This is a genomic window from Thiohalophilus thiocyanatoxydans (assembly GCF_004366735.1).
GTDB classification, from domain to species: Bacteria; Pseudomonadota; Gammaproteobacteria; order UBA6429; family Thiohalophilaceae; genus Thiohalophilus; species Thiohalophilus thiocyanatoxydans.
Genome location: NZ_SOQX01000007.1, coordinates 1 through 12,705 on the forward strand (window position 1 = coordinate 1; position 12,705 = coordinate 12,705).

The 12,705-nt window shown below is 58.7% G+C and carries 10 protein-coding genes; 1 reads left to right on the top strand and 9 read right to left on the bottom strand.

From position 1 onward, the window contains the following. Positions 1-222: 222 nt before the first annotated feature. From EDC23_RS11425 to EDC23_RS11455, 7 genes are all read right to left on the bottom strand, one after another. Positions 223-738, bottom strand: a complete 516-nt coding sequence (locus tag EDC23_RS11425) for an MOSC domain-containing protein (RefSeq protein ID WP_134084681.1) — start codon at positions 736-738, stop codon at positions 223-225. A gap of 179 nt (positions 739-917) precedes the next feature. Beyond that, positions 918-2,027 carry a polysaccharide deacetylase family protein gene (locus EDC23_RS11430; RefSeq protein WP_134084683.1) on the bottom strand — a complete coding sequence of 370 codons (1,110 nt, stop codon included), beginning with the start codon at positions 2,025-2,027 and terminating at the stop codon, positions 918-920. After that, a complete protein-coding gene (locus EDC23_RS11435) occupies positions 1,963-2,919 on the bottom strand; it encodes a glucosaminidase domain-containing protein (protein WP_134084685.1) in 957 nt (318 codons plus the stop codon). Before EDC23_RS11435 ends, EDC23_RS11430 begins: the two co-directional genes overlap by 65 nt. 252 nt (positions 2,920-3,171) lie before the next feature. Continuing rightward, positions 3,172-4,797 carry an aspartate:alanine exchanger family transporter gene (locus EDC23_RS11440; protein ID WP_134084687.1) on the bottom strand — a complete coding sequence of 542 codons (1,626 nt, stop codon included), beginning with the start codon at positions 4,795-4,797 and terminating at the stop codon, positions 3,172-3,174. 245 nt (positions 4,798-5,042) lie between these two features. Then, positions 5,043-5,507: a hypothetical protein gene (locus tag EDC23_RS11445; RefSeq protein ID WP_134084689.1), complete on the bottom strand. Its 465-nt coding sequence runs from the start codon at positions 5,505-5,507 to the stop codon at positions 5,043-5,045. A 13-nt stretch (positions 5,508-5,520) separates the two neighbouring features. Beyond that, entirely contained in the window at positions 5,521-5,886 is a 366-nt protein-coding gene (locus EDC23_RS11450; protein ID WP_134084691.1) for a DUF6152 family protein, read from the bottom strand. A 164-nt stretch (positions 5,887-6,050) separates the two neighbouring features. Beyond that, the gene (locus tag EDC23_RS11455; RefSeq protein WP_166668851.1) at positions 6,051-8,318 is read right to left on the bottom strand and encodes a DUF748 domain-containing protein; all 2,268 of its coding nucleotides are present in this window, start codon (positions 8,316-8,318) and stop codon (positions 6,051-6,053) included. A 412-nt stretch (positions 8,319-8,730) separates the two neighbouring features. Here EDC23_RS11455 and EDC23_RS11460 point away from each other — a divergent pair, with 412 nt between their 5' ends. Further along, positions 8,731-9,450: a VC0807 family protein gene (locus tag EDC23_RS11460; RefSeq protein WP_134084695.1), complete on the top strand. Its 720-nt coding sequence runs from the start codon at positions 8,731-8,733 to the stop codon at positions 9,448-9,450. An 80-nt stretch (positions 9,451-9,530) separates the two neighbouring features. Here the strand turns inward: EDC23_RS11460 and EDC23_RS11465 are convergent, their stop codons facing one another. Together EDC23_RS11465 and EDC23_RS11470 are read right to left on the bottom strand one after the other, a co-directional pair. Further along, entirely contained in the window at positions 9,531-10,868 is a 1,338-nt protein-coding gene (locus EDC23_RS11465) for a sugar-transfer associated ATP-grasp domain-containing protein (protein ID WP_134084697.1), read from the bottom strand. Positions 10,869-11,815: 947 nt separating this feature from the next. Beyond that, positions 11,816-12,484 carry a rhodanese-like domain-containing protein gene (locus EDC23_RS11470; protein ID WP_134084699.1) on the bottom strand — a complete coding sequence of 223 codons (669 nt, stop codon included), beginning with the start codon at positions 12,482-12,484 and terminating at the stop codon, positions 11,816-11,818. Positions 12,485-12,705: the final 221 nt, after the last annotated feature.

Here is a 12,705-nt window from a genome sequence, read left to right on the forward strand (position 1 = left end):
TGAGTACAACTGGCACCGCCCCCATGCCAGCCTGGATTACAAACCGCCGGTTAGCCGGTTGGGGCTTTCCGTGAACAACCTGGTGGGTTTACACAACTAGGTTATAAGCGTTTAGTCGGGTCAGGGCCTGAGGTATCCCCACAAAATCGCGAAGCATGCCTTTGCTCACCCGAAAAGGTTTTGACCTCTTGAACTGGAAATTAGATTTTCTTCCTCGAGTGGTTAATCGGGCACAATCTCGACGCGATCACCAACCGCGATAACACCTCCACTGATAACGGTGACACATATCCCGCTGTTTTTGCCCAGTGCGCCCCCAAGCCCCTTGCCTTCGATCTTGTCCAGGTAGCCGCATGGCGGGCGAGGCTTATGGTAGCGAAAAATGGCCCCGCCTATCCGAAAGGTCTTGTCGTGCAAATCCCGGGTTTTGAGATGGCTAATCACAAGGTTGCGGCGATGATGCCCCGTATCCAGCCTGGCACACAGGGGCTCTGACAGTTTCTTTTTGGCTTTATCCAGATCATCTTCGCTGATCAGCGTGACCTGGCAGGCTTCGGTCACCTGCCAGTAGCCCCTGGCGACACTGTAACGATCACCGCCCAGACCGGTTTGCTCAAGCGCCTGGATACGATCGACGGACTGCATTTCAGCCCCCGCCGAACCGGCAATATAGATCGCCTTGAGTTGCGGCAAAGCGCGATTACGCGAAAGAGGAAACAGCTTGTTAAAAAGTGACAAGATAGGGGCGGTCCTTAAATACTACCATTAACTGGCGGCAACACGGCCCGCCCGAATTTCAGGATTCGAAAAACTTGTTTGTGACAACCGTTTTTCAAATGAAAGGAGACGCATTCGTCAGCGACGTCCCCTTTTACGGTTGTTCGGTGACCCGGTTTTTTCGGGCCGTCAGTAGCGACTCATTCCCGGTACCAGCTGCCATCCGGCAGCGGCTTCATCCACAGAAAGCTGTACCAGAACCACTGCTCGCCATCGGTCGCCGGCGCAGTGCAATTGACCTTGGACCGGCCGGGCTGCAACGGCCTGGCGGGGCGTAGCGACAGGCGCGGCGGGTTACCGGTCTCGAGCTCGAGCGGGACCGTATCGCCACCCAGGTAGCACCGGATCGCCTCCGGGCGGTAGGGCCCCGGGCCCAGAGTCAAACGCAGTCCCGGCCGGTCATCGCCGGGTTCGAGCACCCCGCTGTCGGGTCGGGTTGCGGTCACCGGCAGGGGCCGCGAGCGGACCTTGATCGCGAAACTCTCCATGCCGGCGAAGGCGGTCGCGATCGGAAACCGCGGCAGGGCCGAGAACTCGCTGTCGGACCCGACGGCGCCGGACTGCTGGCCGAAGCCGACGAAATCGAGCTCGCGGACGATCCTCGCGACCGCCGGCGAGAACTCACCGAACGGGTACGCGAACAGCCGTGCCGGTCGCTTGAGTTCCTGGTCCAGGCGCTCCTGCGCCTCCACGATCTCACCCCGCAGGCGCCGCAACCAGGCGGCCTGGTCCTCGCCTTTCAGGCGCCGGATCATATGCGGATGATTAACACTGTGATTACCGATCGTGACCCCGGCTGCCTCCATCTCGCGCAGTTGATCCCAGGTCACGAAGTTGCGGTCGCCGTCGTCGATCGAATCGGTTGCGATGAAGATCGTGAACGGCCAGCCGCGCGCCTGCAGGCGCGGGAACACCTCTTCGTAGACCGAGCGGTAACCGTCGTCAAAGGTCAGCGCGATCGTCCGCTCCGGGATATCCTTCCCGGCACGGACGGCGGCGACCAGGCGCGGCAGGGGCCAGACCTCGAAGCCGTTCGCCGCGAGGTACTCCATATGGCGCTCGAACGTCTCTGGCGTCACGCTGGTCGAGGGGGGGGTATCTTCGGCGACATGATGGTACTCGAGCACCACCGCGCTGTCGGCAGCGACCGCCACCGTGGACAGAAAAAGCGCGACCAGCGCGAGGCTAGCCTGCGCCATCCAGCCGGTCCAGATCGTTGCGACGGATGACACTCCTGATGTGGTGGACATATTTCTCTCCAATAGCAGCGTATTTGATCAGCCCGGCCGCCATTGCCAGCCCGCCCGGCTTGCGTCCCGCCCTGCGTGCCTGGGCGCGGATATCACGCAGCGGCTGGAAGGCCGGGTGCGAGTTAAGGGTCCTGAGGTAGGTCCGCACCGATCCCGCGATGGTATCAAAGGCCTGCACCTCGTAGGTCGCCTGCTCCGGACGCCGGAGTGGAACGAGTCCGCATCCCGGCGTGAAGCACCACTGACCAAACAGATTGTTGCCCTCACGCGCGAAGCGCGAGGTGCCCCAGGCCGACTCCAGTGCCGCCTGCGACAGTGCCAGCGAGATCGGCACGATGTCGATCCGCGTGGCGAGCTCGCGCGCGCGCTGGAGATCCCCTTTCGCCTTCACCCGGTACCGCTTCGCCTGTTTTACCAGCCAGGCATGCTCATCGGGTGTGGCCTGCTCGCCCTCCTCAAGTTCGTCGAGGAGGGCGAGCAGCTTGTCGCGCTGCGCGAGTACCCGCCGGTTCTCGGACTCGACCACGGGCGACAGGAACTCGATGAACGCCGCCTTGCGCTCGCCGGTGTTCTCGATCACCCGAAAGTCCGGCAGTGCTCGATCGGCGGGCGGCGACACAGGCATGGGATCGTCACTGAACCGCGCCATGGCCAGGATCACTATGCCTATGCCGGCACCCACCACCACGGCCTGCCCGACGAGGTGGGGATGTCGTGACTCGATGGCCCGGATCCGCCCGGCAATGCCCCCGGGCAACCGGGCGACGATGGCCGCGCCCAACCGCCCCGGGTAGGCGAGTACCCGGCGGAGCGCGTCGATCGCCCTGGCCAACAGAGGCCGGCGGCCGATGGCGCGCGTCCCCTCGGCCAGTCGCTTCAACAACAACTTCATCGGGTCATTGTGCCCGAGCCCCACCGGTCGAGGCCAGCCGAATTCGGCACGACACGATCAACATGGCAGTTCGACCCCGCGCATCTTTGCATCGAAGCGCCTCGCCTTCGCACTGAATCGATCCCCGGACCGGGTATAGACAGCATCAATCCCCTTTCGCTGAAAAATCCCCCTGCCCCCCCGCCTTAATCCGGGCTTTTCGCGGCCGGGCCTTTCCAGTCTCCCCCCCTGGAAAGGGGCTTTGAGTTTTGATCAGCCGACAGCACCGAGGGCGACCAGCGCAAGATTCATCCCCTGCACCAGGGCAATAACCAGGATGAGCGCGACCGGATAGACCGAGGAATACGCGATAACCGGTCGCTCCGAGACGTCGGCCTGACGAATGATATCCAGTCCCGGGGTAAAGGTCATGCCGCCGCAAATGACACCAAAACATTCGCTCACCGGGATTTTCATGAAAAAGTGTCCAAACAGGAAACTGGCGAGCATGGGAATGACGGCGAACAGCACCGCGTAGGCCGCGTAATAGACCGCCTGAAAGTCCAGCGACTCGACAAAGCTCTGCCCGGTATCGAACCCGACCTGGACAAAGAACAGTGCCAGCCCCAGTTCCTTTAGCACCGCTGTCGCATTGCGCGGGAAGCGACCGATAAAATTACCAATGCGACCAAAGTGGCCGAAGATCAGGCCCGCCACCAGCGCCCCACCGGCGAGTCCCAGGGAAAACGGTCCCAGTGTCGGCACCGGGATAATAAGCCCGCCGATGGCAAAGGCAAGAAACAACGTCGCCGCCAGCGAGCCAATATCCACCCGCCGCTGCACCGTGTGATGTTCATGGCCAAGGAACAGCTCCAGTTGATCAAGCTGGTAGGGTGTCCCCACCGCCACAACCACATCGCCGTATTCCAGTGTGAGGTCGTGGCGCGGGACAAATTCCACATTAGAGCGAATGACACGGGTGATCGAGATATTGTATCGAAGTCGAACACCGAGATCGTTCAGGGAACGATTCAGTACGGAAGTGTTCTCCACCACGATGGAGCGGGTGTCGAGTTCCGAGTTCTCATCGAACTTCTCATGAATCTCCTCACCGAGCAGTTCGCCCACGGTTTTTACATCGTCGGGCAGGCCTTCCAGGCGTACGACGTCACCAACCAGAAGCACGGTGTTACCGCCCGCCGTTCGCAGCGAGAGATCGCGCAATATCCCGGATACCACCACGTTGTGCAGCTGGAACAGCTCGATATCGCGAATCAAAGTGCCGGTTAATTCGGTGTTATGGACTTTGTATACGGCAGTATGCACTTGCGAACGGGATTGCACTTCCGCCTCCATTCGCCCGCGCAATAATTTAACCGAGATCGTAATAAAAAGAATCACCCCCAGCAGGCCGAAAGGATAGGCGACGCCGTAACCAAAAATAACCTCACTCTCCGGACTGAACTGCAAGGCACTGATCAGCGCCGGGCTGGAGGTGAAGGCCCCGGCAAACAGGCCGAGTCCAACGCCGGGAGGTACCGAGGCAATGGCTATGATCGCAACCACGGTCACGCCCGCAACAGCCAGCAGTACCAGGACATTGGCAATATAACGTTTTCCGTGTTGTTTGAAGGCACGGAAAAAACTCGGGCCAGCCTCCAGTCCGACACAAAGCAAAAACAGAACAATGCCGAGATCCTGAAGGATGATGATAGGCTCGAATTGATAAAAGTAGCCGGCTATCATCGCAACGATCAAAACACCGCTGGATCCAAAACCGACGCCCTTGATCCGCAGATTACCAAATGCAATCCCGAGCAGAATCACCAAAAAGGTGACAATCAGCTCGGTCTTGCGGAAGAAGAATTCAATCGGTACAACACCTTCTGTTTCCAGCATAGGACCTGATCCCGGTTAGCGAGAAATGCCACGGACTCCGATGAGCCGTGTTCAGAGTGCAGAAAAATGAATCACTCGCAAGCTGAGGAGCGATTCACAGCGTCGTACAAGTTAAATTCATCATAGTTGACCAGACCGCCTGGTTCAATTAAACCAGAGGTTCCTGGATGAGTCAGGGTCAGCACAGATTTCTCTAATATTGTAACAATTGTTTTCTGACCCGGTTTTTCGAATTGCGCGTCGCGTTACACGAAGGCAATCAAACGGCCACAGACCAGTGCGCCGAGCCAGCACACCGTCGACAGGGTGGCATGCACCCTGAGCCGCGGTTCAATCGCGCCATGGAGCGCCAGACCGTAGGCCCGGTGCAGCAGCCATGCCGACAACGTCCCGACCGCCACCAGCACGATCTTGGTTTGCAAAAACACAATTTGTGAGTATTCCACAGCCTTGACCGAGAACAACAAGGTGCCGGCGACAATCGCGAGCGCCAGCCCGGTTGCGGCGACCGGCAGGAGCACCCGCGCCAGATTCATGCGCGGGATGTTCCGCCATAGTCCGAGGAGGTGCAGGTTGAAGGGCATGATTGCACCGACCAGCAGCGCGATGCCCAGAATATGCGTCGTGATGACCGCGGCGTAGCCCCAGCGTGATACGCGCAGATACTCCGCAACGGCGGTCGACTCCAGCGCGGCGAACAGCGATTCCACCAGCCCCTGGTCTCTAATCTCGATCCGGATACAATACGTACTCGCGCTCGCCCAGGAACAGGCGTTCCACTTTCATGTGCTTCTGCGTGCCATCGGCCGCCGGCTCACCGATGGCGCGGATCTCGACACCTTCCGCCAGATCGCCGTCCTTCAGGCCGGCCCGTTCATTGCGCCACGGCTGTCCCACTTCGACGGTCCAGGTCTCGCCTTCCACATCCACTTCGAGTCTGCCGTGGGGATTGCCGAGTCGAACGCTCGTGATCACGCCAGTGAGCTCGATATTGCCGCCGGTCGTCCAGGCCCAGCCATGATGCGCGAACCCGCTGCTGCTAAATAAGAACAGAACGATGGCCGCCAATGGCGCGAATAGTGTCCTCATGATCGTCTCCGTGCCGCAAGGCATTTGGATTGAACAGAATAGTTCAAGATCGGACTTCCCGGGGAAGCCGCCGTTAAAAACCAGACAACAAGACCGTGACGCTGGTTCCGCCGCTGCGCGGTCCAGGAGGAGTAAAGGGCTTTGACTCCTTAAGTTTTTGCTCCTCAGTCGGCGGCAAGACCGATTTCCAGGACGACCGTGCCATCATTGGCCTTGACTTCAAGGGGTGCCATCCAGCGTACACGGTCGGGCTCGATCGCCGGGGCGTCGCCCTCACCCAGGATGACATTGCGAACGGCGTCGGCGCGGGCCTGCGCCAGCGCTTTGAGGTCTTCTTCAGTGACGGTCTGGGCGGCAGTCACTTGCGTGGCCAGGTGTTCGCGGTACGCGGCGGCGTCGAGTTTCGGTGGCTCATTTTCTGCTGCGCTGGTGAAGCGCTCGCGAACCTCCCCGAGCGCCTGCTGCGGATACCGCTCGGCAAACATCGCCTCCAGCGTCTCGCGGGTTTCGGCGGCCTTCAGGCTCGGGTTGGCGACGTCGAGACCCGCCTGCTCCAGCCGCTCGACCATAGCGGCCAGGGCCTGTTGCCGCTGGAGCGCCGTGCGGTCGGCGTCCGGTGCATACGGTGCGGGAAGCTTGAGGGCGAGTTCGGGCCGTTGGTTAAGAGCGGTGCGCAGCTGGTCCAGGCCTTTTTGTTGCGGTGGTGCGACATCGCTGGAACCCGGGACGAAGGCCACCTTCGCGAGCTCGTCGGGGTCGGCGTCGCCGCCGACGAGGCTGGCCAACAGATTGAACGGCGAAGTGATAATGCCTTGCAGTATATCCGTGAACGCCTGTCGAATCGCCGGCCCGAAGGAGAACTCGGGATCGTTGACGTCACCCTGGACCGGTATATCGACCCTGATCACCCCGTCGCTATCCTTGAGCAGCGCAATGGCCAGACCCAGCGGCAGATTCGTCGCGTCCGGGTGTTCGAAGCTTTCACCCAGCTTCAGGTTGCGCAGGACAATGTGGTTGCTGGCGTCGAGACGGCCATCGTCCAGCACGTAGCCAAGATCGAGGTCCGCACGACCCGCGGCGATCCGCTGACCGGCGAACTGGACTGCATAGGGTGTAAACGCCGGGATAGCCAGGTTCTCGAAGACGAGATCGACCTGCGCCCGGCTGAGCGGGTGCCACGGATTCAGCTCCCCCTTGATCCGGGCCTGGCCGTAATCCTCGACCTGTCCTTCCAGATCAACCCGCGCCGGCTCCTCCAGCCCGGACGCAAGCCGCGAGATGCTGCCCTTGAGCTGCTGCACGCGGGTGGCGAACGGCAGCGGCAGAGACCGGTCCGAAAAGGCCAGTACCCCACCGTCGAGACGGGCGCCGCCGATCACGATGTCGAACGGTTCGGTCTCAGTTTCCGGCGCCGCTTCCGGGACGGCAGGCCGATCGACCAGTAAATCGCCCAGATTCGTGCTGCGGTCCTCGGCGATGAACACCCGGGCGGAAGGCTGATCGATCCGGATGACCGACAGCTCGAGCAAACGCGCGCCGAGGCGAAAATCGATCTCATCGATGGCCAGCGCCTGCCAGCCCACGACATCCTCACTACCGTCGCGTTCGCTAATGCCCAGCGCATCGATCCGGGCACTGCCGGCGTAGGTCAGCGGGTCGTGGCGGCCGCTGCGCAATTCGCCTTCGGTGCTCAGGTTGCCGCTGTCGACTCGCACGTGGGCGAAGCGCCGGACAAACGGTTCCGCCAGCGCGAGCGCCAGATCCTCGACCTCGAGGGTGCCGGCCAGGTCGAGCCCGGGCAATAGCTGAACCTTCCCGTCGAAGGCGAATTCCCCGCCCAGCTCGAATCGACCGCTGACCTGAAACGGCGTGACGGCGTCCTCGGCGAGGATAAAATCATCAAGCGAGAAATCGATATCGTCGAGCGCGATCGGCACCGTTGGGCCGCTCTGTTCGGGCCGGATGATCACGCCTTCTTCATCGCGCGGCAGCGGCCGGCGGACGAACTCGGTCAGCAGACGGGTGACACGCGTCTGTCCCGAGTCAAACCCTTCTTCGTGGACACGGGCACCTTCCAGGCGCGCCGTGGGTACAACAGCCGTCCACTCGAACAGGCTGGACCAGGCCGCCACGTCGACGAACAGGCGTTTGAAACCAATGAGTTCCTGGCCATCGACATCGTCCAGCGCGAGATCCTCGATCTCGACAGTGAGCGTAAACGGATTGGTGTGCACGGCCCCGATGCGCAGATCGCGGCCGAGATCGTCCGCCACCATATTGACCGCATACCCCGTTGCCACCCACGGCAGAACAAAAAAGCCGACAAGCGCGTACACAATGACGACCGCGACAAGCCAGAAACGGATTCGGCGCAGGTTGAGCCAGTACTCGCGAAGCCAGGACCAGGCCGAGCGGGCGGTATATGTCTTCATGGATTCGCCTTTGGCACGCACGGCGCCCATATAGCCAGAGAAAGCGGGATGCGAGGCGTGGGGGGGTCAGCTTTGACGCACCACCCGGAACGGACGTTCGTAACCGTCAGCTCCACTGCCGCTATCCACACTGCCGGGGACAACGATTGGAAAGGCCCCGGACAAATAAAGTATAGGAGCCATAACCCCCCTTTTCACTGAAAAACGCCCCTGCCCTCGCAGCAACCGGACTTTCACGACCAGGCCGTTCCAATCTCACTATTGGAAAAGGGCTTTAACTCCTTGAGTCGACCGCCGGGTGTACGTTGTCCTGAACAACATGGATTTATGGCGGTCATACATCGTGTATGTGGCGTAACAGGCCACCGGTGCAGTAATATAGCGTATTGCAAACACAACCAGTCTAAAGCCAATGAACGACGAGACACCGACGACAGCGCAGCCCGCCCCCACGCATAAACCCAGACCCCTGGTCGACCTGTTGGTCAGCATCCTGATCCCCTCCGCCATCCTGATGAAACTCAGCGGCCCGGAGCATCTGGGCCCAGGCGGCGCGCTTGTCATTGCGCTGGCATTTCCGCTCGGCTGGGGCACATTTGAATTATTCAAATACCGGAAATTCAACTTCATTGCGCTGCTTGGTCTGGTCAGTGTATTGCTCACCGGCGGTATCGGTCTTCTGGAGCTCGCCCCCAAATGGCTGGCGGTCAAGGAAGCCGCGATACCCGGGATCATCGGTATCGCGATCCTCGTCTCGACCTATACGCCCTATCCGCTAATCAGAACATTGGTGTATAACCCGCGGATAATGAATATTGAGAAGATCGAGATGAAGCTTCATGAACTCGGTAACCGGGGGATATTTGACCGTCGACTACAGAATGCGACGTATCTGTTGAGCAGCACTTTCCTGTTCTCCGCCACCATGAACTATCTGCTTGCCATCTGGATCGTCACCAGTCCGGCAGGCACGACCGCGTTCAACGAGGAACTCGGACAGATGACCTTACTGAGCTACCCGATGATTGCCATCCCCTCAACCGTGATGATGATAGCCATTCTGTTTTACCTGTGGCGGACAATTCGGCTGCTGACCGGGTTCAAATTGGAGGACGTCGTTAACACACAGTGAAAACTGATCGTGCCAGCGATCGAGCCTGAATTTCCCGGACTCTATACATAATAATGAACCGCGTTTGTCATCGCCCCCTTTTATGATTGAAGACCTCCGTCAGCTTTCTCATTATTAACTGAGTCGCTTCTGGTCAAGAAGACTTTTCTCAGGCGCATCGTTACGATTTCTGCGAATGGACTGTCACCAAGCGGAAATCCCTCCGGCATTTGCGCGAGGTTATGGCAGGGAAGGTAGTTCGGCTCGATAAGAATGGGTCCATTCTCGAGTACGGCGACATCCCATCCGATCACAGGTACCTGTGCATGTATCAAGTCGTGTGCGCGGCAAGTCAGCGCAAGGCATTCGGACCAATAGGGAATCGCCAGTCCCGCGATCACCGAGCCCGTATCCGGATGGGTGTTGACGGTGTCAGGGGGCAGCTGGCCCTTCTTTCGTATTCCCGGGCGACAGGTGCCCGTGTTGAGATCGATCGGGGCCGCTACACCACCGAGGTCGAAGTTATCTGCGACGGCCTGGCCTGTTGGCATGCGCAGGGCGGCCATCAGTGGCTTTGATGACTGGCCAGAGCCGCGCACAGTCATCAACCGAACAGTCGCCAATGAGCCGTTTGTGTAGCCGCGCAAAGTTTCATGATTCATGAGCGCGGGTTGCACGATATAGGGTCGACCCTGCTCAAGCGAGGTTCGACAGATAAAGTCTTCAAACTCTGTTGTACTTAACTCGAGGCCTGAACCGTCGGTGTAGTGATGGCCGTGCGCGGATGGCACACACTGCCAGCGAGAAGTGCCTTTTCCCTGGATCCAATTAGTCGGTTTTGCAAAGAGGTCCGATGCGGGTAGCTGTTCAGTCAAGCGCGAGACAACCTCTCCTCGATTGACCTCGATCAGGTTTTCGACGGTCGGTATTCCATTCGCCGTGCACCACCGTCGAAACTCTTCTTTGCTCAAAAACAGCCGCTCGTCGGCCGTCCGGGGGGAATGTCGACAGACGACCTGTAGCAACTGGCCGATCTCTTCGAGGTAGTCCGCTGCGGCAGAAAACCGCTCTGGTTTAAATAACTGAAACTTATAGTACGAATTGGGGCGTACGCCGAATTGCCAGCGCAGCATAAGCAGTTGCCGAAACTGGGTTGAGCGGGAAACACCATGCACGTTCTTGGTCTTATGGCCGAAACGTCGTACACCGCCCCATGCCTCCAGCGGGGCCTCGATGAAGCCACGCAAGAACCGGACTGCCGCGAAGAGCCGCTTTTGCGCTCCACGCTGACGTTCCCACCACACCCAGAGCTGCCAACGCCTCAGTCCAGCCCCATCCGGTTTTGCACCGGCGAGCCACCAGGACCAGATGGGTCCCGGTATGTCTCGTTCCCATTCGGTTGAAACGAGCGGCTCACTTTCATCAGTGATCTCAGGCATTCGCGTCACCTCCTTTTGACGAATAACGAACGGTCGATAGGCTCAGGCTGCCAAGAGGGCAGCAAGTTTCAGTTAGTGTGTTTGCAGGACATATGCAGGGCTCATTGAATTACGCATCATGATTATGATTCGATATGGAGGCCACAATTAGCACTACATCCCCTCTAATTGAGACAAGTGTAGGACATGTGAACCCCTTTTTCACTAAACAACCACCCTGACCATCCCGCATCAAACCGGCCATGTCGCGGCCAGGCTTCGCTAATCATACCTGGCACGGCAAATCGGCGGGTTCTCAAGCCTGTCATCCCATTCGGAGAAGGGCTTTTCCTACTTAAATTCAGGGCAGGCCCACACCGTTCCCATCTAAATAAACGTTCCCAATACCAGTCCATTACTGAGCAGCCTGGATCAAGGCTCAACGCGACGGATCCCGATTTTTCCGGTTCAGGTGGTACCGCTGCGCTTGTTCCACCCTACGTAGAGCGATTGGGTAATCGGGACTTTTATCTAAATATCCGTTCCCAAAAGGTGCAAAGCGCATAGGTCAGATTGCGCGCAGCGCTACCTGATATCCTCTGTATCGGCAGGGTGTCACGCAGGCTAACGCCAGCGTGACCTACTGGGATAGCGTGATTGGGTAATTGGACGTTTTATCTAAATACCCGTTCCCAAAAGGTGCAAAGCGCATAGGTCAGGTTGCGCGCAGCGCTACCTGACATCCTCCGTATCGGCATGGGTGTCACGCAGGCTAACGCCAGCGTGACCTACAGGGATAGCGTGATTGGCTAATTGGACGTTTTATCTAAATACCCGTTCCCAAAAGGTGCAAAGCGGCGTAGGTCAGGTTGCGCGCAGCGCTACCTGACATCCTCCGTATCGGTAGGGTGTCACACAGGGTTAGCCAGCGTATAAAGTCCGCATGAATTTGGAACCGTTGTTTAGCCCTAATTACTTTTCTGTGATGGCTTCACTGTAGTCAGGCCCAGGTTGGACCAGTTCTGCATCCCGCCGCGATACCATTTAAGTTTATGCGCAGGGTAACCGTAATCCAGCAGGGTGCGGATATTGGCCGGCGACTGACCACACCACATACCATTACAGAACATCACCAGGGTTTTCGCGCCCGAATAGTCAAACAGACCGTCCTGCTCTTTGACATCGAACTGCTCGGTCAGGATATCGATAATATCAAATGGTGCGGCACCGCGTTCCGGGTTGAGTTCTACCCAGGGAATATTAATAGAACCGGGAATGGTGCCGCGCTTGACCCAGTCCGGGGTACGCGAATCGATCACCAGAACCGAGTTGTCACCGGAAGACGCTTTTTTCAGGTACGCCAGCATTTCCACTTCACCAATGGTCTCAACCCCCGGCGCCAGTGACATGGGCTGAATACAGAACGGCGGACAATTGCGTGAGGTCTTGGCAAAGTCATCCTCTACCTTGTGGTCTTTGTCCTGATTACGTTTGATGGTAACGGTTTTGCCATTGTGCTTTACATCCACACTGCCGATTTCCGGGGTAATCTTGACTTTCAACTCTTGTGCATAGGCAGGTTGTACCAGGAGGCCAATGGAGAGCACCGCGATGGAAAACAGATGATTTATATTCATACTTGGACTCCGTGATTTTGCATGTTGTGGGAAAGAGCAGGTCAGGGAACAATCGATTCCAACATAGTATAGCCTAACAGAGTAATCAGCCTGCCCGCTCCCATTCCTGGTCTGCCCGGTTATCGCAGACCGATCTGCCGCTGATCGGGGAACAGCTCAAGCGGGAAAGGGTTTTGCCCCCCCCCGGGACTTTCGACCCGGTATTGACCTGGTACGTGGCC

Excerpts from the sequence above, each read along its gene's own strand:
- EDC23_RS11440 (WP_134084687.1), bottom strand. The coding sequence starts at position 4,797 with ATGCTGGAAACAGAAGGTGTTGTACCGATTGAATTCTTCTTCCGCAAG.
- EDC23_RS11430 (WP_134084683.1), bottom strand. The coding sequence starts at position 2,027 with ATGTCCACCACATCAGGAGTGTCATCCGTCGCAACGATCTGGACCGGC.
- EDC23_RS11435 (WP_134084685.1), bottom strand. The coding sequence starts at position 2,919 with ATGAAGTTGTTGTTGAAGCGACTGGCCGAGGGGACGCGCGCCATCGGC.
- EDC23_RS11460 (WP_134084695.1), top strand. The coding sequence starts at position 8,731 with ATGAACGACGAGACACCGACGACAGCGCAGCCCGCCCCCACGCATAAA.
- EDC23_RS11450 (WP_134084691.1), bottom strand. The coding sequence starts at position 5,886 with ATGAGGACACTATTCGCGCCATTGGCGGCCATCGTTCTGTTCTTATTT.
- EDC23_RS11465 (WP_134084697.1), bottom strand. The coding sequence starts at position 10,868 with ATGCCTGAGATCACTGATGAAAGTGAGCCGCTCGTTTCAACCGAATGG.
- EDC23_RS11470 (WP_134084699.1), bottom strand. The coding sequence starts at position 12,484 with ATGAATATAAATCATCTGTTTTCCATCGCGGTGCTCTCCATTGGCCTC.
- EDC23_RS11455 (WP_166668851.1), bottom strand. The coding sequence starts at position 8,318 with ATGAAGACATATACCGCCCGCTCGGCCTGGTCCTGGCTTCGCGAGTAC.